The sequence below is a fragment of the Mucilaginibacter arboris genome (assembly GCF_009754915.1).
GTDB classification, from domain to species: Bacteria; Bacteroidota; Bacteroidia; order Sphingobacteriales; family Sphingobacteriaceae; genus Mucilaginibacter_A; species Mucilaginibacter_A arboris.
The window spans coordinates 1-21,795 of the sequence record NZ_WPIK01000012.1 but is presented as its reverse complement, the minus strand read 5'-3'; the positions used below and the strand labels follow the sequence as shown (position 1 = coordinate 21,795).

20 protein-coding genes and 1 tRNA gene are annotated in these 21,795 nt (G+C 38.3%); 9 read left to right on the top strand and 12 right to left on the bottom strand.

The window, feature by feature from the left end; genetic code table 11:
- Positions 1-161 precede the first annotated feature (161 nt).
- Positions 162-575, bottom strand: coding sequence for a putative toxin-antitoxin system toxin component, PIN family (locus GO621_RS13535; protein WP_157567927.1), 414 nt, complete (start codon positions 573-575; stop codon positions 162-164).
- A complete protein-coding gene (locus tag GO621_RS13530; RefSeq protein WP_157567925.1) occupies positions 565-789 on the bottom strand; it encodes a hypothetical protein in 225 nt (74 codons plus the stop codon). The genes GO621_RS13535 and GO621_RS13530 overlap by 11 nt, the downstream gene beginning before the upstream one ends.
- A 292-nt stretch (positions 790-1,081) precedes the next feature.
- On the opposite strand from GO621_RS13530, the gene GO621_RS13525 reads away from it, so the two are divergent.
- Positions 1,082-1,486 carry a DUF6855 family protein gene (locus GO621_RS13525; protein WP_157567923.1) on the top strand — a complete coding sequence of 135 codons (405 nt, stop codon included), beginning with the start codon at positions 1,082-1,084 and terminating at the stop codon, positions 1,484-1,486.
- A 124-nt stretch (positions 1,487-1,610) separates the two neighbouring features.
- Positions 1,611-2,069, top strand: coding sequence for an HXXEE domain-containing protein (locus GO621_RS13520; RefSeq protein ID WP_157567921.1), 459 nt, complete (start codon positions 1,611-1,613; stop codon positions 2,067-2,069).
- A 58-nt stretch (positions 2,070-2,127) separates the two neighbouring features.
- Here the strand turns inward: GO621_RS13520 and GO621_RS13515 are convergent, their stop codons facing one another.
- The 3 genes from GO621_RS13515 to GO621_RS13505 all read right to left on the bottom strand — a co-directional run bounded on the left by GO621_RS13515 (position 2,128) and on the right by GO621_RS13505 (position 6,682).
- Complete coding sequence (locus GO621_RS13515; RefSeq protein WP_157567919.1) at positions 2,128-3,690, bottom strand: glycoside hydrolase; 1,563 nt, start codon at positions 3,688-3,690, stop codon at positions 2,128-2,130.
- 337 nt (positions 3,691-4,027) lie between these two features.
- A complete protein-coding gene (locus GO621_RS13510) occupies positions 4,028-5,077 on the bottom strand; it encodes a glutamine synthetase beta-grasp domain-containing protein (RefSeq protein WP_157567917.1) in 1,050 nt (349 codons plus the stop codon).
- A 297-nt stretch (positions 5,078-5,374) separates the two neighbouring features.
- Positions 5,375-6,682, bottom strand: coding sequence for an ammonium transporter (locus tag GO621_RS13505; protein WP_157567915.1), 1,308 nt, complete (start codon positions 6,680-6,682; stop codon positions 5,375-5,377).
- A gap of 451 nt (positions 6,683-7,133) precedes the next feature.
- Here GO621_RS13505 and GO621_RS13500 point away from each other — a divergent pair, with 451 nt between their 5' ends.
- Positions 7,134-7,868: a class I SAM-dependent methyltransferase gene (locus GO621_RS13500; protein ID WP_157567913.1), complete on the top strand. Its 735-nt coding sequence runs from the start codon at positions 7,134-7,136 to the stop codon at positions 7,866-7,868.
- 158 nt (positions 7,869-8,026) lie between these two features.
- A complete protein-coding gene (locus GO621_RS13495) occupies positions 8,027-9,010 on the top strand; it encodes an aldo/keto reductase (RefSeq protein ID WP_157567911.1) in 984 nt (327 codons plus the stop codon).
- 143 nt (positions 9,011-9,153) lie between these two features.
- Here GO621_RS13495 and ade read toward each other — a convergent pair whose 3' ends face one another.
- Both ade and GO621_RS13485 read right to left on the bottom strand, forming a co-directional pair.
- Positions 9,154-10,797 (bottom strand): adenine deaminase, encoded by a 1,644-nt coding sequence (ade, locus tag GO621_RS13490; RefSeq protein ID WP_157567909.1) that lies wholly within the window; start codon positions 10,795-10,797, stop codon positions 9,154-9,156.
- 41 nt (positions 10,798-10,838) lie between these two features.
- On the bottom strand, positions 10,839-11,783 hold the full coding sequence (locus tag GO621_RS13485) for a DnaJ C-terminal domain-containing protein (protein WP_157567907.1): 945 nt from the start codon (positions 11,781-11,783) through the stop codon (positions 10,839-10,841).
- Positions 11,784-11,981: 198 nt separating this feature from the next.
- Between GO621_RS13485 and GO621_RS18890 the strand changes: the two genes are divergently transcribed.
- The 3 genes from GO621_RS18890 to GO621_RS13475 are packed head-to-tail and all read left to right on the top strand — an operon-like array spanning position 11,982 to position 13,008.
- Positions 11,982-12,230: a hypothetical protein gene (locus tag GO621_RS18890; RefSeq protein WP_198170246.1), complete on the top strand. Its 249-nt coding sequence runs from the start codon at positions 11,982-11,984 to the stop codon at positions 12,228-12,230.
- Positions 12,223-12,438 carry a heavy-metal-associated domain-containing protein gene (locus GO621_RS18885; protein ID WP_198170245.1) on the top strand — a complete coding sequence of 72 codons (216 nt, stop codon included), beginning with the start codon at positions 12,223-12,225 and terminating at the stop codon, positions 12,436-12,438. The genes GO621_RS18890 and GO621_RS18885 overlap by 8 nt, the downstream gene beginning before the upstream one ends.
- A gap of 9 nt (positions 12,439-12,447) precedes the next feature.
- A complete protein-coding gene (locus GO621_RS13475) occupies positions 12,448-13,008 on the top strand; it encodes a helix-turn-helix domain-containing protein (RefSeq protein WP_317163445.1) in 561 nt (186 codons plus the stop codon).
- Between the two features lie 53 nt (positions 13,009-13,061).
- On the opposite strand, the gene ruvB is transcribed toward GO621_RS13475, so the two are convergent.
- The 5 genes from ruvB to GO621_RS13450 all read right to left on the bottom strand — a co-directional run bounded on the left by ruvB (position 13,062) and on the right by GO621_RS13450 (position 18,611).
- Positions 13,062-14,084 carry a Holliday junction branch migration DNA helicase RuvB gene (gene ruvB, locus GO621_RS13470; protein ID WP_157567903.1) on the bottom strand — a complete coding sequence of 341 codons (1,023 nt, stop codon included), beginning with the start codon at positions 14,082-14,084 and terminating at the stop codon, positions 13,062-13,064.
- A gap of 214 nt (positions 14,085-14,298) precedes the next feature.
- Positions 14,299-15,066 (bottom strand): polyprenol monophosphomannose synthase, encoded by a 768-nt coding sequence (locus tag GO621_RS13465; protein WP_317163444.1) that lies wholly within the window; start codon positions 15,064-15,066, stop codon positions 14,299-14,301.
- A gap of 91 nt (positions 15,067-15,157) precedes the next feature.
- Complete coding sequence (locus GO621_RS13460) at positions 15,158-16,873, bottom strand: peptide MFS transporter (RefSeq protein ID WP_157567901.1); 1,716 nt, start codon at positions 16,871-16,873, stop codon at positions 15,158-15,160.
- Between the two features lie 117 nt (positions 16,874-16,990).
- Complete coding sequence (locus tag GO621_RS13455; RefSeq protein WP_157567899.1) at positions 16,991-17,914, bottom strand: hypothetical protein; 924 nt, start codon at positions 17,912-17,914, stop codon at positions 16,991-16,993.
- Between the two features lie 175 nt (positions 17,915-18,089).
- On the bottom strand, positions 18,090-18,611 hold the full coding sequence (locus GO621_RS13450) for a hypothetical protein (RefSeq protein ID WP_157567896.1): 522 nt from the start codon (positions 18,609-18,611) through the stop codon (positions 18,090-18,092).
- Positions 18,612-19,182: 571 nt separating this feature from the next.
- Here GO621_RS13450 and GO621_RS13445 point away from each other — a divergent pair.
- Together GO621_RS13445 and GO621_RS13440 are read left to right on the top strand one after the other, a co-directional pair.
- Positions 19,183-21,249, top strand: coding sequence for an HD family phosphohydrolase (locus GO621_RS13445; RefSeq protein ID WP_232335656.1), 2,067 nt, complete (start codon positions 19,183-19,185; stop codon positions 21,247-21,249).
- Between the two features lie 78 nt (positions 21,250-21,327).
- Positions 21,328-21,417: transfer RNA gene (locus tag GO621_RS13440), tRNA-Ser, on the top strand.
- The last annotated feature ends 378 nt before the right edge of the window (positions 21,418-21,795 follow it).

The following is a 21,795-nucleotide window of genomic DNA, read 5'->3' as shown; positions in this document are numbered from 1 at the left end:
ATTGAAGTGATTGCTTTTGAGAAAAATTAAGGAGTAGCCGAACAATCCCAAAGTAAAGCAGTTTCTTTTACGACCTTGTCTATTTATACATGTGGTTAAATTTAACCGGAAAGAAGCTAATGAACGATAGCTTTAAAATTAGCTTTGTAATTTTATTTTACCTAAAACAAGTCCAAAAACTCCCTTGCATTAACAATTGGAATATTATGAAAGGGATGAAGTGCAAGTAAATCTTTATCACCTGAAATTAAACAACTGGCATTTGCATCAACAGCTAAATTAAGAAAGATATTATCTTTTGAATCACGGCAATCAGTAAAGGAACTTATGGTTTTTACTTTTTCATATCTTGTTTCAATTCGGATGATAAATTCCAAACGTTCTTCTACAGATAAATACTTGTCGAACTTTGGTCGTAATAAAACCGCTGTTAGCTCTGTTAAGGTTTCATCCGAAAAAATAACATTACCTAAACGTTCTGCTTTTTGTAAAGCCTGTTTATTTATTGATAAAGGAAGTAAGGCTACGCTGATTAGAGAATTGGTATCGAATACAAAACAAGATTTAGCCTTCATTTAGAATACGGTTTAGCTCTTCTTCTGTAAGGCCTTTCTCCGCAGCTTTCTGGCTTATTTTTTCCACAAATTCCCAAAAACCATCTTCATCTTCAGAATACGTTTTTTCAATAAGTATTTCAATACTTTTTGCAAGTCGTTCTTTTTTTTCGGAAGAGGCATATCGCCATTTTTTTGCAGATTTTTCATCTACTTCAATCACAATACGTTCCATAGACGGAGAGTTTATATTCAAATATACAAACAAAAGGAACTGAATTTTAATGATAGAATTTAAAATACGAGAATTAATAATAGGGATTATGATTTTGAAATCATAAATAACATGACTAAAAGATTTATGGTGATAAAAGAAGCGCAGGTTTCATTAAAATTTAACGTTGAAAAACCTGCTGATCCAAATTTGCAATTCAGCCCTTTTTGAACTTAGATTTTAATTCAACGATAAGTTGTATTTTTAAGTAATAATTTCTTGAAAAATAGTTTATAAAAACAGCAATAAAATTATGGCAACCGAAGGAACAAAAGAAACCCCATGGAAATTAAAAACACCACCATTATCATCTGATTACGAAATGTACAAAGATGAAAAAGATGGCAAAGAAGTAATCGTTTGTGTTGTGGGTAAAACAACATTGCTATACGATTACCGATGTTTAGACGACTTGCATAAAATGTTGCAGGAAAAAGGCGATTGGGTTGAACTTGGAAGTGCAGACGAGCAAAAGCCGGCAAAAGAAGGATCTGTTGAAGCCTGGGGCCGTTCGGAAACTAATCCGGTTGGCGGTTGGTACGGCCTTAAAAAAGGGCTTCGCGGAAGATTTGGAATGTATATTCCGCCGCTTATGGAAAAGCTCGGGTTTGCAGAAGTTACCCACGATGCAAAGAACAACAAGATGAAAGCAATTTAAACAAAGAAGCCTTAAAGCCTTTTTTGAATAGTATCCCAGTTAGGGTCGAATCATTAAAAGTTTTATCGCGTTGACTAATTTTGTAAATTGATAGGTTTAATCATAATTTTAAAAGGATAAGAAGATGGGCAATATTATATTTTGGGTTGCACTTTTATGCTACGCCATACATATACTCGAAGAGTTTTTTTATGACTGGAAATCATGGGCGCGAAATGTATTAAAACTTCAAGTCGAGTGGAATGGCTTTTATGTTGTTAATACAGTGGTATTGTTCATGGGTGTAGCTTGCGCTTCTGTTGGTTGGAATTACCCTGCCTTTGCTTTAGCTTTTCCGGCGTTAATGTTAATCAACGCAATATTCTTCCATGTTCTGCCAACCATTATCACAAAGAAATTCTCTCCGGGATTAATTACTGCACTTATACTATTCCTACCAGTTGGCATAGAGGCTTTTAGGGCAGCGATCTTAATAGGTGTTCCAACTAAGCTGTTGTTGCTTTCGGTTTTGACCGGATTGCTGTTAATGGCATATCCTATAATTCTTATTAAAACGAAAGAACTGCCGTTTTTCAAACAGTAAATCCTGACTGAGAACTACCCTTGTAAGTTTTAGGCAGTTTATTCTTTTAATTTAAAGTCTAATGTTCAACAACAATTGTAACTATTGATCTTGGTTGCAAGACAACTTTTTTAATTGAACTTAAAACATAAGGTTTCATATTATCATCAGCTTTTGCTGTTGTAACATATTGCCTGATGCTTTTAACTTTTTTTACGCCTGGTATTTCTAAATTGAGTTCTTTGCTTGCTTGTGTATAATTTACAGCAACAACCACTATTTTTTGCTGATCGGTAAATGCACTTAACATGATGTTTTGAGCAGCTTGTATATCATTTAAACCGTCACTTCTTTCAATAACAATACGCTGCATTCCCGGCCTTATAAATCTGCTGTAATGTCCAAGCGCCCACAAGTTTTTGGTAATTGTAAAATCTCCTTCCGTGTTTGCAGCATTGATTTTTAATGCAAGCAGGCAATAACGCGTGTCAAAATCTGCATTGCTCGGTTCCCAGGAATTCCATAAATGCCAGGCCGTTGCATTGGCAACAGCAAGATCATGATAAATCATCTTAGAAAGAAAAAGTGCACAATCAATCGCACTGATTTTACCTTTTGCACCTTCTTTATATCCGTTGCCAAGCATACTATATTCTGATTGCCAGAAAGGTACTTGGTATTTAAAAGCCGTATCTCTTAGCCGTTTTCGTACTTTTACCATGTCTGAATCGCCGGAATCAGTAAAATAACTATGTCCTTCAATAATATGCTCTACGTGGTTTAAATTTCCAATATAATAAGGGCTGTTTTTAGAATAAAAGTGTTGTATTTGTTTGGTAGCCTTGCCATTTCCTTCGTAAAGCGCAGTAAGAATACCAGCTTCTGCAACGATAATTTTAGTGGAAAGCTTATTAGCCTGCAAAGTACTGTCGAGGCAACGCGTTAACTTATAAATATCTTTGTTTCCCCAGGGAGAACCTTCCTGGCTCATGTGACCAAACTTGTTTGACCAATCCCACTGCGGTTCATTTACGGGACTTACATAATTAAAATGAATCCCTTCCTGATTAAAATGACGGATAACAGTTGCTAAAAAATCTGCGTAATCTTTGTATTTATCTTCTCTTAAATTGGATTCAAAGTTTTTTTCTGTTTTAAAGCCCAATCCGTTTTTGGTGAATTGTACAGGAGGCGTATTACTAAAAGCGATTAAGTTTTCTACACCATACGATGCAGCTTTTTTTACAAACCATAAATAGCCTTGTTGTTTATTCCAATCGTATGTTCCGTTTGGTGAAAGAAAACATTCCACACGTTTTATAGGATTGCTGATACCACTACTGTCGCCCTGTTCAGCAGTGCCGCCGCCAATATTAAAACGCCAGGCAGAAAGCCCGATACCTAAAGGATTTCCGGCTTTATCAAAAGCTTTGCTAAAAAGCAGTTGGGCCATTCGTTCTTTTTTGTCTGCCGGCCAATATTTTCCAATTCCTTCAGAAAACCAGGCACCGGAAGCGCCAATATTATCAATTGTTTGTACCCTGTTTTTTATGTTGATGGTAAAGGTTACAGACTGGCTATAGACAACTGAATTGGTTAGGAAGAAAAAAGCAATCAGAACAACTATTTTTTGTTTCATCATTTACAAAATTACATATTCCTGCTGGTCGTGATTGCAATATTTACAATCCTGTCCTTTTGAACTTTGGACTTTTAATCCCACTGTTTTTGAAAATCTATGCTTCTTTTACAAGCATAAAATTTAGCTGTCCTTAATCTGCTCTTTCTCATGGAGAAATTGCCTTTTCTCGTCGGGATTTTGAACTTTTAAAAGCGGTCTTTAGCTATTTTAACCGGGAAAGAATGGCTATCGTTTTACGTTCGCGTTTATTTGGGGTAGAATAATTACCAAATAAAAAGAGGCGTAAGCTTTAAACTTACACCTCTTTTAATTCTATAAAAAGAAACAGAATTATTATTTACGCTAATTCTGATTCAACAAAAGCAGATACTTTTTCGTCAACCACTGCTGATTTTACTGTTTTAACGATACGTGCAGCCACTTTGTACGGGTCGGCGGCAGAGTTTGGACGTCGGTCTTCCAAATAACCGTACCAGCCTCTTTCTACAGTTGCCAGCGGGATACGGATAGAAGCGCCACGATCGGAAATACCGTAGCTGAAATCATAAATCGACGCAGTTTCGTGTTTACCAGTTAACCGCAGTTCGTTATCTGCACCATAAACTTTAATATGTTCTGCAACAACCGGGCGGAAAGCTTCGCAAATAGTATCATAAATTTCTTTTTTACCCGCTGTTCTTAAAGCAGAGTTAGAGAAATTGGCGTGCATACCAGAACCGTTCCAATCTAAGGCGCCTAAAGGCTTGCAGTGCCAGTTGATAGAAACACCAGATTTTTCGCCGATCCTTTCTAACAGATAACGAGCAATCCATATCTGATCGCCAGCTTCTTTGGCGCCTTTTGCAAAAATCTGGAATTCCCACTGTCCGGCAGCTACTTCTGCATTAATACCTTCTACATTTAACCCGGCATCTAAACAAACGTCTAAATGTTCCTCAACAATATTTCTGCCGAAAGCATTTTTTGCGCCTACAGAACAATAATACTGGCCTTGCGGTGCAGGGTAACCATTTACAGGGAAACCAAGCGGTTTGTTAGTTTCAGGGTTCCAAAGAAAATACTCCTGCTCAAAACCGAACCAAAAATCGTTATCGTCATCATCAATCATGGCACGGCCATTGGTTGGATGGGCGTTTCCGTCTGAAGTTAATACTTCACACATCACCAGATACCCGTTTCTTCTTTGCGGATCTTTACAAATGAAAACAGGTTTCAGGATACAATCTGATGAACCTCCGGGAGCTTGCTCGGTGGAAGAACCATCAAAGCTCCATTCCGGACAATCTTCTAATTTGCCGCTGAAGTCTTTTTCAATTTTAGTTTTGCTACGCAGGCTTTGGGTCGGTTTGTAGCCATCCAGCCAGATGTATTCAAGTTTTGCTGCCATTGTTAATTAATCCTGTTTGTATTTTTAATTTTCATTAATTCTATATCCAAATATAGCAGATATGAATAAAAAATTAAATTTATATTGTTATATTTATTAATTTTTGAAAAACATTTTATTAAATGTGTTATTTTTTAAATTTATCATGTTTTTTACTTCTTAAAAATTGGCTTTTTTAAGAAATTGATAAAATAAAATTGCTTAACATATTAAATAAAATAGTTTTAAGCATGATATTTTATCTTAAAATTATCGGTTTTGATTAATTTTTATATGATAAAAGAAGTATATAGGATTTTAAAGCTCTTCATCGTGCTGGCTTTGATCTAAACCTGCAATTTCTTCATCCAGGCTTACCCTTAACGGGCTGATCAGGTTAGTTACCCTTAATAAAATCATCGATCCAAAGAAAGCAAAAGCAGAAACAGCAATTAGGGCAATCAGGTGTATAAAAAATAAGTGTGTTTCTCCATAAAAAAGTCCATTGCCTGTAGTATTGCCACTATTTACAGCTGTGTTGGCAAAAACGCCTGTTAGCAGCATACCCATCATCCCACCAACACCGTGACATGGAAAAACATCCAGTGTATCATCAATACTGGTGCCGGTACGCCAGATCACGATCAGGTTGCTTACAACAGAAGATACAATACCAATAACTAAAGAATGCGCAACGGTAACATAACCCGCAGCAGGCGTAATAGCTACCAGCCCTACAACTGCGCCAATGCAGGCACCCATTGCAGAAGGTTTTTTCCCTCTCAGCATATCAAAAAACAGCCAGGTCATGGCGGCTGCCGCAGAAGCAGTAGTGGTAGTGGCCAAGGCAGTAGCAGCAAGGATGTTAGCACCGCCTGCAGAACCTGCATTGAAACCAAACCAGCCGAACCATAATAAACCTGTTCCTAATATTACGTAGCTGATCCTGGCAGGGGTGTGGTCCGGAGAATTACGCTGTTTTAAATACAAGGCCGAAGCAAGGGCTGCCCAGCCGGCAGACATGTGTACAACTGTTCCGCCTGCAAAATCTAAAACACCTGCTTTAAACATTAAGCCATCCGGATGCCAGGTAGCATGGGCAAGCGGTGCGTAAATAAAAACGATAAAAAGGCATAAAAAGATAAGATAGGAGTTAAAACGGATCCGTTCTGCAAATGCGCCGGTAATTAAAGCTGGGGTAATAACCGCAAATTTAAGTTGGAACATGGCAAATAAAATAATCGGAATAGTTGGCATTAAAGGCCAGGTACTGTTTCCAAGTGTTCCTTTCATCAGGAAGAAAGTTGCCGGGTTGCCAATAATGCCATGAAAATCAGTCCCGAAAGCAAGGCTGAACCCAAATACCACCCAGATCACCGTTATCATTCCCATACAAACCAAACTTTGCAGCATGGTAGAAATCATGTTCTTTTTACGGACCATTCCGCCGTAAAAAAACGCCAGCCCCGGCGTCATCACCAATACCAGGGCGGTAGAAATAAGCATCCAGGCCGTATCGCCGGTATCAATTTTACTGTTTTTAACCATGGTTAAATCAACAGAACTAAAAAACAGGGCAACTACCATTACAATGAGCAGCAGAATAAATGGTAATGATTTTTTCATTTCAGGAAGTTTTTGTTTAGTTAGAAATATAAGGAGAGGTGGATTTAAAATGCAGGACGGTGTTAATGGAGCTATCAAGAAGAACACTTTTTGTATAATCCATTTCAGTTTTGGGTTAAAAGTATTAGATTTTGAAGCATCTGCATAAACAAGGATCTTTTTATTGCGCAATTTATTATAAATAATACAAATCTTTCAATTTTTATCAAAAAAAACTTAAATTAGCTATCGTATGTAATATTAATAGAAGTATTTATTAAATAATTAGTAATTTAATAAGCAGGATTTTTAATAGTGAATGAATATTCAAAGGAAGCCGGTTAATTTTAAGTGTTTTGGTTTTTTGCGGAAGATGGATTTACAGGAAAGGCTGTTTTATGATAAGAACAACACCTTTATTTTTCTTTGATAAGTTCTCCTCACAAACAAGATATTTGCTTGTTTAAGTAATATGTTCAAAAAAACACTGATAAAAACAGCATTCGCACTTCCGTTTTTGTTTACGGTAATTTCAGCCTGTTCTCAGCCTAAAACGCTACAGCAAAACCCGGTTTATCAAAGCAGGCTTGCAACGGCAGACGGCACCGGAAAAATATATTTTGGCAGAGAGATTGCAACTGTAATGGGCGCAGCAGGCGCAGACTGGCTGGAGCGGAACAACCGGCAGCAGGAAGAAAACACGGCGCTTGCCATCAGTAAAATGCCTTTAACTGCTAATTCTGTTGTTGCAGATATTGGCGCAGGTACTGGTTATTATACTTTTCGCATCGCCAAAAAAGTACCTCAGGGAAAAGTTTACGCGGTTGAAGTGCAGCAGGAGTTTATCAATTACCTCAACCAAAAGAAAAAGGAACTGGGCCAGCAAAATGTGCAGGTTATTAAAGGAAGTCAAACTTCGCCAAACCTTCCGGATGCTTCCATTGATCTGGCCATTATGGTTGATGTTTACCACGAACTGCTTTATCCGCACGAAGTTTTGCAGGCTTTGTACAAAGCGTTAAAACCCAGGGGCAAATTACTGCTGCTGGAATTTCGGGCAGAAGACCCAGCCATTGAAATTAAAGAACTGCACAAAATGTCGGTATCGCAAGCTAATAAAGAACTTGCCGCAAACGGTTTTAAACCCGACCAGCGAAGCGAATTTTTACCAATACAGCATTTTTTACTTTACCGGAAAGCAGATTGAAAACAAGAAAAGCTTTCTTATTTAATCTAAATTTTAGTGCCGTAAAAGAAGCATCAGGCAAAACGTTGAAAAATAAACGATGCTTCTTTTAGCAGATAAAAATCCCGGTCTTATCTTTATCCTTTCAAATCAAAATCAAATTAAACTGTTTAACTTTTATGAGATACCGAGCTTTTAAAAACATACAAATAGCCGAAGTTGGCTTAGGGACCTGGCAATTAGGCAGTGCCGATTGGGGAAATGTGGACGAGGAAGAAGCCATGCAAATTTTGCAGACTTATGTAGATGCAGGCGGAAATTTTATAGATACGGCAGATGTTTACGGCATGGGCATCAGCGAAAAGATGATTGGGAAGTTTTTGAAAACGCAGAAAAACCCAATTTATGTTGCTACCAAATTAGGCCGCCGGTCTGATGCCCCGAATGGCTGGCCGCAAAACTTTACGTATGATCTGATGCGGAAACAGGTGGAAGATTCTTTAAACCATCTGGGGCAATCGCATTTGTTTCTGGAGCAGTTGCATTGCATCCCAACGGAAGAAATGCGTTCTGGGAAAGTTTTTAAATATCTGGCGCATTTAAAAGATGAAGGTTTGATTTTGAACTGGGGCGCAAGTGTAGAAACTTCGGAAGAAGCGCTGATTTGTCTGGAACAGGAGGGACTGGCTTCACTCCAAATCATTTTTAACCTTTTCCGGCAACATGTTGCAGATGAAATTTTTGAAAAAGCCAAAGCAAAAGGTGTGGCTATTATTGTGCGCGTACCATTGGCAAGTGGTTTGTTAACCGGAAAGTTTAATGAAAACACGCATTTTGAGGAGAAAGACCATCGCAATTTTAATGCTGACGGCGAAGCTTTTAATGCAGGCGAAACTTTTTCGGGCATTGAGTTTAAACATGGTGTAAAGCTTTCGCAGGAAATTAAAAAGCTGTTGCCCGACGAACGTATGGCACAATGGGCAATCCGCTGGATTTTAGATCATTCTGAAGTTACTACCGTTATTCCGGGCGCTTCCAAAGTTTCGCAGGTAAAAAGTAATGTCGAAGCTTCTGCACTTCCGCCATTGGCGCCGTTGACCCATCAGGAATTAAGGAAATTGTACGATAAGGAAATCCGCAGTTTTATCCGCGGGCATTATTAGGATCAGTTATTATTGCACTGTTATCCGGCTTTAGGAGGAATCTTCATCGAAGCAATTGAGGAACTTATATTCTTTGATGAAGATTCCTCTATGCGTTTTGAATGACAAAAAGCACAGCACTAATGCTTCTTTTATCGGTGTTTTTATTGATTTATCAGCTTAAACCCATCACCATCAAACAAACCCAGATCGCTTAATTTTAAGTGAGGAATAACTAACAAAGCCATAAAACTCAAAGTCATAAAAGGAGCGGAGAGGGCAGAACCCAAGCTTTTTGCCATGCCATCGATTTGGGTGTAAGCTGCTGCAACTTTGTAACCATCATCAGCACTCATCAATCCTGCAACTGGTAAAGGCAAAACCTGTTCATTTTCATTACTTATGCAACTAATTCCGCCTTGTGCTTTAATCAGCAGGTTTACAGCTTTGCAAATACTTTCATCATCTGCGCCAACTACAACAATATTATGGCTGTCGTGGGCAACGGATGATGCAATTGCGCCTTCTTTTAAACCAAAGTTTTTGATGAATGCTTTTGCAACCGGCGCTTCGCGGTAACGGTTAACCACGCATATTTTTAATACATCGTTTGCTAAATCGCTTACTAAAAAACCATTTTTTACAGGTAATGCTGTTTCAATTTTGTTGGTGATCAGTTGCCCGTCCAAAGCTTCAATCACCGTAACTTTTTGTTTTGCTGCGGAAGGAATTGCTGCTGCAAAAGCAAAGTCTTCCGGTGCTTTTTTTAGGCAGGAAAAATTGTTGATGGTTTGTGAAGGCTGCATTTTAATCCTGCTTTCGCCATTTTCGGCAACCAGTTCTCCGTTGATGTACGTTTGGATCACTTCAAAATCTTTCAAATCTTTTAAAAGAATAAAATCTGCTGCATCGCCCAAATTTAACTGTCCGATTTCCAACTTATAATGCAAAACCGGGTTTACCGATGCTGCTTTTAGCACCTTAAAAACATCAACTCCTGCTGCAACAGCACGCGCACAAAGTTGATTAATATGACCAGAAACCAAACTGTCAGGATGTTTATCATCGCTGCAAAACATCATCTGGTCTGGATAATCGTTCATTAAACTAATCAAAGCATCAAAGTTTTTGGCGGCGCTTCCTTCGCGGATCAGGATTTTCATCCCTAAACGAAGCTTGTTTAAGGCTTCTTCTTCCGTAAAACATTCGTGGTCTGTGCTAATTCCAGCTGCGATATATTGTTCGGCCAGTTCTCCGCGTAAACCCGGCGCATGTCCGTCAATTGGTTTTTGATGTTTTTTTGCTGATCTGAGTTTCTGCATCACTTCCGGGTCCTGGTTCAACACACCCGGAAAGTTCATCATCTCGCTTAAGTATTTTATTTCTTTTCGGGAGAGAAGCAAATCAACTTCATCTGCATTTAAAACAGCACCGGCAGTTTCAAAAGTAGTTGCCGGAACACAACTGGGCGCACCAAAATTAAATTTAAAAGGAACTGTACGGCCATTTTCAAGCATAAATTCTACGCCTGCCAGTCCGCAAACATTTGCAATTTCATGCGGATCGCTTACTGTTCCAACCGTTCCGTGTACCACAGCCAATCTTGCAAATTCAGAAGGGATCAGCATAGAACTTTCAATATGTACATGTGCATCCACAAAACCAGGAACCAGGAACGGAAGATTGGATGCTTCTTTTACCGGTACTTTTTTGATGGACCGGATCAATCCATCTTCAACAGTTAGTTCTACCGGATAAATTTCCTGTAATTCAATTTTAACCAATTGGGCAATCAGCGTAAAAAGCATGGTATCAGCAGTTGAAATGTGGGCGAAAATACTAAAATCTGCTAAGCCGTTTGCTGTGCCTTTAAATTTGCCAACTGTTCAAAAAGTTCTTTTTCCTTTGCTGATAAATGTTTTGGCGTTTGGATAACCACACGTACATAAGCATCGCCATGCTGCTCCGGATTTTTATAATGCGGCATGCCTAAACCTTTTAACCGGAAAGTTTTATTGCTGTCCGTTCCGGCAGGGATCGGCATGTTTACGGTTTTGTCTATGCCTTGTACCGGAATTTTTCCGCCTAAAACAGCCGTATATAAATCTATTTGCTGGTCGAAATACAAATCGTTTTCCTTGCGTTCAAACTTGTTGTTTGGTAAAATATGCATGGTAATCAATAAGTCGCCGTTTGCTCCTCCATTTCGTCCGGGTTCGCCTTTGCCTTTTAAACGTAAAACCTGGCCTTCGCTAACGCCGGGCTTTAGTTTCATGTTTACCTTAGAATCGCCGATGGTTACCTGGCGGGATGCACCATGAAAAGCCTCTTCCAGTGTGATAGACATTTCTGCCTGTAAATCTTCCCCGGTTGTTGCACGGCGTGTACTTCGTCCGCTGCTGCCACGTCCTCCTCCTGCGCCGCCGCCGAAAATACTTTCAAAAAAATCAGAAAACTGTCCGCCTCCTCCATAAAAATCTTCGGTAGAAAAACCGCCGCCGCCGTATTGCTGCCTGCTGCCGCCCGGCCTGCCGCCTCCCTGATTGGCATAACCGCCTGCTTGCTGGTAACTTTGCCAGTTTTCGCCAAGCTCATCATATTGCTTGCGTTTATCGGGCTTGCTTAAAACCTCGTTTGCTTCGTTTGCCTCTTTAAATTTACTTTCGGCAACTTTATCGCCCGGGTTTTTATCTGGATGATATTTTACAGCCAGCTTGCGGTAAGCTTTTTTAATCTCGTCCTGCGTAGCTGTTTTGCTTACACCCAGAATTTTATAATAATCTTTATAATCCATTTTGATTTTTTACGCTGTTCAAATTTATCCTATGACATCAAAATTAAACAAAACCTTAAAATTAGGTTTACTTTTGAAAAAGATCATTTATTGCTGTTAAATAACCGGTAGCTTCTGCCTAAACATTTTAAACCTTTAGCAGTTTTACCTTCATAAAAGAAGCATCACAATTAATCAAAAAACTTAAATTAAAATATCATGTCTGTTCAAAATCAAGATCAATTCAGCCAGGGCCAGCATCAAAAATCTACAACTGATGCCAATGATACACACGAAAGTACTTCAAAAACCGACAAACCGATTGGTGTTGGCGAGAATGAAGAAAACCATACCAGCGGCGATCATATTCAATATCAGAAAGAGGGAAAAAACTCGCAAAATGAAACCGGCGGCCAGGACGGCAAAAATATCCATTCTGATAACCAGGGAGGAACAGCGGATGAGTAAACCTATTTTGTTTAAAACCACAATGAAATGCGATGGCTGCGTAACAGCAGTTACACCCGGTTTAAATGCATTGAAAGAAGTAAAAAGCTGGAAAGCAGATGTTAGCGGTGCAGAAAAAACGTTAACCATTGATGCCGAAGAATCAGCTATTCCAAAAGTAGTTGCGGCACTTGAAAAAGCCGGGTTTAAGGCCGAACGTATTTCTTAATTCTAAAAAGTGAAATTAGCTGTTAAAAATATGGTTTGCAACCGTTGCCTGCTGGTGGTAAGGCAAACTTTGCAGGCTTTAAATTTTGATGTAAAAAATATTGGTTTAGGTTGGGTTGAAGTAGGGCCGGAACCAAATCCCGATCAATTACATGCCATTGCTTCTGCCTTTAAAGTTGTTGGTTTTGAGCTGATTGATGATTACAAAACCAAACTGGTGGAGCAGGTCAGGAATTTGATTACAGAAACTGTTCAATATTCTGATTTAAGCCAACTGAATATCAATTTTTCTACTTTGCTTACCGAAAAGCTGCAAAAACCTTACCCTTATTTAAGTAATCTTTTTTCTGAACAGGAAGGAAATACCATCGAGCACTACATCATTCAGCAAAAAGTAGAGAAAATTAAAGAGCTGATGGAATACGGCGATTTGAACCTGAACGAAATTGCTTTAAAAATGGGCTACAGCAGCAGTGCGCATTTATCTGCACAGTTTAAAAAGATAACAGGTTTCTCGCCTTCGCAATATCGAAATTCAAAATCAAAACGAAAAGCTCTGGACGAGCTTTGAGGATTTTTAGGTGGTAAAAGAAGCATGCTTCTTTTACCACCTAAAAATATAGATCAAAACAAAGTCGGGCCGCCGTTATTTTTGATCCTGCCCAAATGTTTGTAAGCAATTTCGGTGCATTCCCGGCCGCGGGAAGTACGCATTAAATAACCTTCCTGAATTAAAAACGGTTCGTAAACTTCTTCTATCGTGCCTTCTTCTTCGCTTACGGCTGTTGCAATGGTTTTTAAACCCACCGGCCCGCCTTTAAATTTATCGATAATGGTTGTCAGGATTTTGTTGTCCATTTCATCCAAACCATGCTCATCAACGTTTAAAGCATTTAAAGCAAATTTGGCAATCGGAATATCGATGGTGCCGTTGCCTTTTATTTGTGCAAAATCGCGTGTCCTTCTTAACAAAGCATTGGCAATACGCGGCGTGCCACGGCTTCTTCTTGCAATTTCAAAAGCGCCTTCTTCTGCAATTGGTGTCCTTAAAATCTCTGCCGATCGAAGCACAATAGTTGTCAGCAATTTGGCATCATAATACTGCAAACGGGCATTGATACCAAAACGGGCACGCAAAGGGGCTGTAAGCAAACCAGAGCGGGTTGTAGCACCAATAAGCGTAAAAGGGTTTAGGGAGATTTGAACCGAACGCGCATTCGGGCCGGTTTCAAGCATGATATCGATCTTGTAATCTTCCATTGCCGAGTAGAGGTATTCTTCTACCAGCGGGCTAAGGCGATGGATCTCATCAATAAATAAAATATCGCCTTCTTCCAGGTTGGTTAGCAAACCAGCCAGATCGCCGGGCTTGTCCAAAACCGGGCCAGAAGTAATTTTGATACCGGCACCCATCTCATTGGCAATAATATGCGAAAGGGTAGTTTTGCCTAATCCCGGCGGGCCATGTAGTAAAACATGGTCTAAAGCTTCTCCGCGCATCCGTGCTGCCTTAACAAAAACACGCAGGTTTTCCAGTATTTTTTCCTGTCCGGTAAAATCTTCAAAAGCCTGTGGGCGCAATACTTTTTCGATTTCCTTTTCGGCAGAGGACAACTGTTCCGGATTAGGATCAATATGCTTATTCATTACCAACAAATTTAGTATTATTTACCGGTAAGGAAAATCTCTGACACTAAACTTTGTGCAGAACTGATTTAGCGAAGAGAGAAGTTTTTAAAGAAATACAAGTTTTGGTAACCTGTTTACTTGTGTCCGATCTATTTTGATGCTTCTTTTATCGCCTAAAAATACAGGCATAAAAGAAGCATTAAAAATTGTCAGGTATAAATTGAAACAGGATTTAAATATCTTCTATGGTTTTTGATTTTTCGGCTGGGCGGCTTTTCGGATATTTTCTTACCCAGCTGCTCATCTTCATTTTAATTACGCCTAAAAAAGCTTCTTTAAATATTTTAGTTGACATTTTAGAAACGCCTTGCCTGCGGTCTGTAAAAATAATAGGCACTTCAACTACTTTAAAACCATATTTTAAGGCTGTAAATTTCATTTCGATTTGGAAAGCGTAACCTACAAACTGGATTTTATTTAAAGGGATGGTTTCTAAAACTTTCCGGCGATAACACTTAAAACCGGCAGTTGCATCCTGGATATCGATACCAGTGATAAAACGAACGTAAACAGAGGCAAAATAACTCATCATCACCCGGCTCATTGGCCAGTTGATCACATTTACACCATTGATATAACGGGAACCAACGGCCACATCTGCACCATCTACACAAGCCTGCCGTAAGCGTAAAAGGTCATCAGGATTGTGGGAAAAATCGGCATCCATCTCGTAAATAAAATCATAATGCCTATCTGTCGCCCATTTAAAACCAAAAATATATGCAGTGCCTAAGCCTTGCTTTCCGGCACGTTCGTGTATAAATAGAGTTTCAGGATAGATTAGCTGAAGGTTTTTAACAATTTCTGCCGTACCATCAGGCGAGCCATCGTCCATAACGAGCACATGGAAATCATGCATGATGGAAAACACTTTATGCAAAATACGTTCTATGTTTTCTTTCTCGTTGTAAGTGGGTATGATAACAAGACTATCGGGCACGGCTATTTACAATTAATTTATTATAAAACAGAGCAGCCTGAATATTACAGGCTAACAAATATCTAAAAATTTACAAATAATGTTTTATGCATTACCTAACACCATGCATCCTTTTTTTCAAAAACCCAGATATTAAAAATAATAATATTGATGCTACCCCTGATAGTATTACAAATACCATAAAAAACTCATACAAGTTATGAATAGTAAAGCCAACAAAAGTAGGATAATGCACGTCAATTTTTTCTTTAGCCAATATGACAAGCTGATTAGTTGTGGCTGAAACTTTACCATCTAAAATACCTTTTAAGTCTATTCCTTTTGAAGATGCAAAAGTAAATTTATCTCCTGTAGGGGGTAATATAGCGCCTAATGTGCCTGCAAGTGCATAACCGGCAGCATTGCTTAAAAACCAAACACCCATTAATAAGGATGAAAAACGTTTAGGGGCCAGTTTGGATACTAATGACAGGCCTATCGGCGACAGGCATAATTCGCCAAGCGTATGGAAAAGGTACATCACGATGAGCCAGATTACCGCAATTTTTTCTGTGTTCCCTAAATCTTTTACCTGTAAGGCAATAATATAATAACCAATTGCCAGTAATAATAAGCCTAATGCTTGTTTTACAGGTGAGATAGGTTCAAGGTTTCGTTTTTGCAGCTTTAGCCACATCCAGCTAAAAGGCAACGCAAAGATAACAATGAACAGTGAATTGGCATTTTGTACTAAACTTGGCGGTATTTGTGTGCCAAATACATTCAGATCGGTTTGTTTATCGGCCACAAAAGTTAGCGATGAACCAGCTTGTTCAAAAGCTGACCAAAAGAAGATTACAAAGAAGGCAACAGTATAAATTACACTGATACGCTGGCGTTCTACTTTTGTAATAGATTTATCTGTTAGGATAAGTACCGCCAAACTGATACCAGAAGCATAAATAAACGGATAGACCCAGCTTTTGATCGGGTTTGGATCAATAGACAAATAATGAAATGCACTAAACAATATCACCATTAAACCAACAACGGAACCAATGGCCACGGTAGAAAAGTTTGCTTTTTCAGCTTCACCAGTTGGACTTATAGATGAACGGGCAGGATCTGGTTTTATACCGATATCAGCGCCATCGGGTGATATGATGAATTTATTTTTGAGAAAAATGAAAACTGCCGTACCTAAAAACATAGCTATACCTGCTGCTAAAAACCCCCATTTAAAAGCTTCTACTACGCGCGTATCTCCAAGTTTTACATCGCCTAACAGCGGACAGACGGTCATACCCAATAAAGCGCCAACGTTAATACCCATGTAAAAAATAGTAAAGGCAGAATCGAGGCGGGCGTCGCCCTTTTTGTAAAGCTGCCCTACCATAGAAGAAATATTAGGCTTGAAAAAGCCATTGCCCAGAATAACCACCCCTAAAGCAACCCACATAATTGTTTTGGCAAAATCTACATTGCCTGCATAGCTGTAACCACTAAAAAACAGGAGCAGTTGGCCAATACCCATTGTTGTACCGCCCAAAATGATACAGGTACGGTTACCTAAATATTGGTCTGCAATGTAACCGCCAAGCATTGGGGTAAGGTAACATAAGCCCAGGAAACCGCCATATATAATTGCTGAGTCTTTATCAGAGAAACCAAGGGCACTAACTAAAAATAAAGTAAGCAAGGCACGCATCCCATAAAAGTTAAAGCGTTCCCACATCTCTGTCGAAAATAATACATATAATCCCTTGGGATGGCTTTTTGCAGGTACTTCAACAAGTCCGGCACCTACAGCAGCTATTTCTGGTTCCATCAAATAAAAAGGTTAATTTTTTCCGAAAATACTATTATTCTGCCAAAATAAAATTTTGCCGGTTAGATATTGCACTTATTATTAAATGTACTTTGCAATACAAAAATCTAAAAGATATTAATTATTTCTTCTTACCGGTATAGAGGCCCTGTCTCGCAAGGCTTGCTTTTTAGGGTCTTCAATTTCCGTATCACCTCCGCTTTCCGGAATGTTGCGCATGTCTAAATTGCTTACAAAATTCCATTTTCCGTTTTTAAGCTGGTAACCGTCATAAGTTAAATCAGGACCGTAAAAACTAAAATCTGCTTTTGTTTTCGGGTCTGGCGGAGCAAGGTGGTCAAACACAATCAATTGCTTTTCCGGCACATAACGCAGCAGCATAGATGCCTGTCGGCTATACTCAAACACAATCCTTTTTCGTGTTTTCTGGTTGCCTTCAAACACCGGCAAACCGAAAACGGGTGCATTGTTTTTAAAAGATAAAACTTCTATTACCTTTTTGGTTGTTTTAACATTGTTGCCTTTCCAGCCTAACAAAACATAATAAGGGCTTTCTTTGCCTTCTTTAATAATTTTATAATACTGTGCACCTAACCAATGCTGTGCAGTAAAAGTAGAATCTTCGGGGTTTTTAATAAATGGCGAAAAATCAGTCAGCGGAAACATTTTTAATGCTCCTCCGGTGTTTAATTGTATCGTTCCGTAATAACGAAAACTGCCATCTTCGTTCATTACATGCCAGGTAAACAAACGGAACTGATTATCGGGCGCATAAAGTAACGATACTGCTTTTAACGAATCAAAAGCATAATTATAGGAACCCGGAATTTTTAAAGCGCTAACTAAAGTACGTATAAACTGATAATTGGCATTTTTGCGTTCCAGGTCATTTTCGTTATTGATAAAAGTTGAGCCAAGCGTTTTTAAGCTGTCCTCATAATTTTTAAATTTAGTTTGATTGCTGCTTTGTTCCGGCTGTTGTGCAGATACAGCAACCGTAAAAAAAACAAAAACCAATAAGCCGACAAGCTTTTTTCTCATATTATCAGAAGCATTTTTATAGCTGTTGCTTTCAATTGCTGCAAATTAAACGTTTTGATAAACAGTAAAACGATTAAATTTAGATTAACGTGTTTTCTTCTCAATTTTTCCAAAATGAAAACATTTCCTATTTCCACTTTAAGCTTAAAAGAATGCTTCTTTTATGGCATAAAAATTAGTGTGCTGCTGCGGCTGCTTTCTCTCGCCGCATTACTAAAAGTAAATATGCCCCTGTAAATGCCATTAAAAGGGTTTGGTTGTTAGGCTGAAAGTTTTTTGGCAGGATAATTTTAACCGGGTTCCTATCTGCAAAACGGCTTTGAAACTCCATTACTTTGCCCCGATCGTTTGTAAAAGTATATTTTCGTTTCCAGAAGGACGGGTGCGAAAACAAGTTGCGTGTGCCATCGGCCATAGTTAACAGCACACTTTTGCTAAACCATTTTTTAGCTAACTGTGCTACCGGCAAACCCTTGTTATCGGTAATGGTGATAATTTTGCTGAAAAAGCTTTTGCGTTTAAAAATCCAGGTCCCCTGTGCTGTTTCTACCGATGCCTGCCTTAAAAACAAGCCTCCGAATTTTAGTTTGCCAAACGTTGATTTTTCGTCTGTTAATTCATAGTACGATTGAAGTAAACCATGTCTTCTGATCCGTAGTTCGGTTGTTTTTAAAGATGAAAATAATTGATAGGCCATAATTTATAATATAATTTCCAGCTTTAACAATTGTCGCCACATTCCGTTCTCCGCATAAAACCACAAATAAATTTGAATGCCATAACTACTTTAAACCAGGAGTTAACGTTAATTAATATTCTGGCAAGCCCAATTTTGGTGTGGTAAAAGAAGCATCAAAGCTATTAAAACATGCGAACGAACAATAAATATTTCTTCATTAAGAAATTATAATTGATTATTGAGGATGTTGTTCAAACTTATTTTTGGTTCTCTTTTTTGGGTTGATGCTTCTTTTATCAGCCCAAAATGTTGGGCATTTGGTTTTTGGTCCATTTAAGTGGATGCAAACAACAAATTTATAGGGTAAAAGAAGCATTAATATTTTTTATTGTATAAATTATACAGGCTCTAAAAGTTTAAACAATTTCAACAATTGTAAAAGGCGTTTTAACAGCGTATTTTTTTCAGTTCTGTGCTTTCCCAGATTTATTTTGATACCATAATCTTATCAACTACAAATAATAATTAGTACAAGGGAAAATCTTTTAAACAGAAACTTATTCTAAATTTGATCAGTATTAGATTTTTAATGGCTTTATTTAACTCATCCCGGCAGAAAGCATTAATGCGGAAATTCGCAATCAACATCAAGTTTCTGATGATGTTTACCGCAGTAATTGTGATTATATTCACTTTGCCAAAACAGGCAAAGTTTCGTTATGAATATGGAAAGGGAAGAATATGGAACCAGAAAGACCTGGTTTCGCCCTATAACTTTGCTATTTTAAAAACCAATGCCGAACTCGATGCTGATAAAGATGCTGCCTTGCGCAGTATCAGCCCCATTTACGAGTACGATCCTCAAATAGAGAAGCAGGAGCTGGAAAACTTTAAAAACGATTTTGAAATTAAGTGGCACAATGCATCCTTAAACGAAAAGCAAAAGGATGTTTACCAGCGTTTAGGCGTTAATTTACTTGCTGCTATTTATCAGAAAGGCGTACTGGCCTTAAACAAAAGGTTTCAGCATGGCGGAGAAAATTATGAGGTAACGATATTACAAAATAAGGTTGCACAAAATAAAAATACGTCTGAACTGTTTACACGAGAGCGGGCGCTTGGCTATTGCGACCAGGTTTTAACACAACACAAGGAAACAGATAAATCGTTTTTAATTGGTTTGCTGCAGGACCACATACAATACAACCTCAACTACGACAACCCTTTAACGCTGCAATTAGAGAAAGAAACGCTCGACGGCTTATCGCAAACGCGTGGTATGGTGCAAAAAGGAGAGTTGATTGTAGCCAAAGGTTCTGTAATTAACCAGGATGTTTACCAGAAATTAGAATCGTACAAAAAGGCTTTTGAAGATAATGTACATGTAACCGGCGATAAAACAATGGTTTTGCTGGGCCAGTTTTTACTGGTTTTCCTGATTATTACCCTGCTGATCGTTTTCTTGTTCCTTTTCCGCAGGGACATTTATAATGATAACAGGCTGGTGGGACTGATTTTACTGGTGATCACTTCAATGCTGGTTACCCTTTCGTGGGCCATCCGTTTTCAGTTGCCAAATTTGTATTATATTCCTTATTGTATTGTCCCGATCATCATCCGCATTTTGTTTGATACACGGCTGGCGCTAAACATCCATTTATTGGTAGTTTTAATAGCCGGTTTTTTTGTGCCTAACAGTTTTGAATTTGCTTTTTATGAGCTAACGGCTGGTATGGTTTCTATTTATAGTATTAAAAACCTGATCCGCCGGGAACAGTTTCTAATTTCTGCTTTGTTAATTGCCAGTTGCTATTTAGTTTCTTTTTTGGGGATATCTTTTATCCGTGAAGGAAGTTTCAGTTCAATTGACTGGAACGATTTTTTACCTTTTGTAGTCAGCGTTTTGTTGACCCTGCTGGCTTATCCTTTAATTTATGCTTTCGAAAAAGTGTTCGGTATTACCTCGGATATTACTTTAATTGAGTTAACCAACACCAATTCATCCATTTTACGCGACCTGGCTTTTAATGCACCGGGAACTTTTCAGCATTCTTTACAAGTAGCCAACCTTGCAGAAACAGCCATCTATACCATCGGTGGCAACGCCTTGCTGGTTAGGGCAGGAGCTTTATATCATGATATTGGAAAGATCGAAAACCCGCAGTATTTTATCGAGAACCAAAACCAGGGTTTTAATCCGCATGATAAGCTGTCGTATGAAGAAAGTGCAAGGGTCATTATCCGGCATGTACAAAAAGGTGTAGAACTTGCACGTAAAAAAAACCTTCCGGAAATTATTGTCGATTTTATTCGCACGCATCATGGAAATACACGGGTAGACTTCTTTTATCAGTCTTTTTTAAAGAATTTCCCTGAAAAGTTAGTGGATGAAAATATTTTTAAATATCCGGGGCCAATTCCTTTTTCAAAAGAAACGGGTGTATTGATGTTAGCCGATTCGGTAGAAGCCGCATCAAGGGCATTAAAAGAACCTAATTTTAAATCTATTAACGATTTGGTAGACAGGCTCGTAAATTATAAACTGGAGCAGGGACAGCTTAAAAACAGCAACATCACGCTGAAAGAAATCGAAACCGTAAAAAGTATCTTTAAAAAGATGCTGATGAGTATTTATCATGTACGGATTGATTATTAATAATTTTTTTTGCTGAGAAAAGTGAATTACTATATTTGCACTCCTTTAAAAAAGCAACGCTTTACGAAAGAAGCAAAAGGTGAGGTGCCTGAGAGGCCGAAAGGATCAGTTTGCTAAACTGACGTACGGGAAACTGTACCGAGGGTTCGAATCCCTCCCTCACCGCCAAGTATTACCCCTAATAAGCTGACTACCGGCAAATTGGGGTTTTTTATTTAATTTGGAGCCATTAAGCTAATTTAAGTAAAAGGCAACAGTATAAAATATAGTTATATTTTATACTTTAAAAGATTTTGTTTTATCCCCAATGAACAATTAATAGGAGCATACAATAGCATTTTAGAGAGGTACAGCTCAAGATTTTAAAAAAAAGTTGGTGCTATTAGGTTAAACAATTAAATTCTTTCAAATAGACAACAGTAGATTTTTTTAATGTCAATGGTACAATTAAACCTCAAAAAATTTGATTAGGTGTAATAAGATAGGTGTAATAGTTTAATGTAATGGTTTTGAAAGCTAAGAAAGACTTTTTAATGGATGAACGTA

What these genes read in the sequence shown, in the direction of transcription:
- GO621_RS13450 (WP_157567896.1), bottom strand. Translation starts at nt 18,611, where the DNA reads ATGGCCTATCAATTATTTTCATCTTTAAAAACAACCGAACTACGGATC.
- GO621_RS13500 (WP_157567913.1), top strand. Translation starts at nt 7,134, where the DNA reads ATGTTCAAAAAAACACTGATAAAAACAGCATTCGCACTTCCGTTTTTG.
- GO621_RS13485 (WP_157567907.1), bottom strand. Translation starts at nt 11,783, where the DNA reads ATGGATTATAAAGATTATTATAAAATTCTGGGTGTAAGCAAAACAGCT.
- GO621_RS13455 (WP_157567899.1), bottom strand. Translation starts at nt 17,914, where the DNA reads ATGAGAAAAAAGCTTGTCGGCTTATTGGTTTTTGTTTTTTTTACGGTT.
- GO621_RS13495 (WP_157567911.1), top strand. Translation starts at nt 8,027, where the DNA reads ATGAGATACCGAGCTTTTAAAAACATACAAATAGCCGAAGTTGGCTTA.
- GO621_RS13445 (WP_232335656.1), top strand. Translation starts at nt 19,183, where the DNA reads ATGGCTTTATTTAACTCATCCCGGCAGAAAGCATTAATGCGGAAATTC.
- GO621_RS18885 (WP_198170245.1), top strand. Translation starts at nt 12,223, where the DNA reads ATGAGTAAACCTATTTTGTTTAAAACCACAATGAAATGCGATGGCTGC.
- ade (WP_157567909.1), bottom strand. Translation starts at nt 10,797, where the DNA reads ATGCTTTTTACGCTGATTGCCCAATTGGTTAAAATTGAATTACAGGAA.
- GO621_RS13515 (WP_157567919.1), bottom strand. Translation starts at nt 3,690, where the DNA reads ATGATGAAACAAAAAATAGTTGTTCTGATTGCTTTTTTCTTCCTAACC.
- ruvB (WP_157567903.1), bottom strand. Translation starts at nt 14,084, where the DNA reads ATGAATAAGCATATTGATCCTAATCCGGAACAGTTGTCCTCTGCCGAA.
- GO621_RS13530 (WP_157567925.1), bottom strand. Translation starts at nt 789, where the DNA reads ATGGAACGTATTGTGATTGAAGTAGATGAAAAATCTGCAAAAAAATGG.
- GO621_RS13510 (WP_157567917.1), bottom strand. Translation starts at nt 5,077, where the DNA reads ATGGCAGCAAAACTTGAATACATCTGGCTGGATGGCTACAAACCGACC.
- GO621_RS13460 (WP_157567901.1), bottom strand. Translation starts at nt 16,873, where the DNA reads ATGGAACCAGAAATAGCTGCTGTAGGTGCCGGACTTGTTGAAGTACCT.
- GO621_RS13535 (WP_157567927.1), bottom strand. Translation starts at nt 575, where the DNA reads ATGAAGGCTAAATCTTGTTTTGTATTCGATACCAATTCTCTAATCAGC.
- GO621_RS18890 (WP_198170246.1), top strand. Translation starts at nt 11,982, where the DNA reads ATGTCTGTTCAAAATCAAGATCAATTCAGCCAGGGCCAGCATCAAAAA.
- GO621_RS13520 (WP_157567921.1), top strand. Translation starts at nt 1,611, where the DNA reads ATGGGCAATATTATATTTTGGGTTGCACTTTTATGCTACGCCATACAT.
- GO621_RS13525 (WP_157567923.1), top strand. Translation starts at nt 1,082, where the DNA reads ATGGCAACCGAAGGAACAAAAGAAACCCCATGGAAATTAAAAACACCA.
- GO621_RS13505 (WP_157567915.1), bottom strand. Translation starts at nt 6,682, where the DNA reads ATGAAAAAATCATTACCATTTATTCTGCTGCTCATTGTAATGGTAGTT.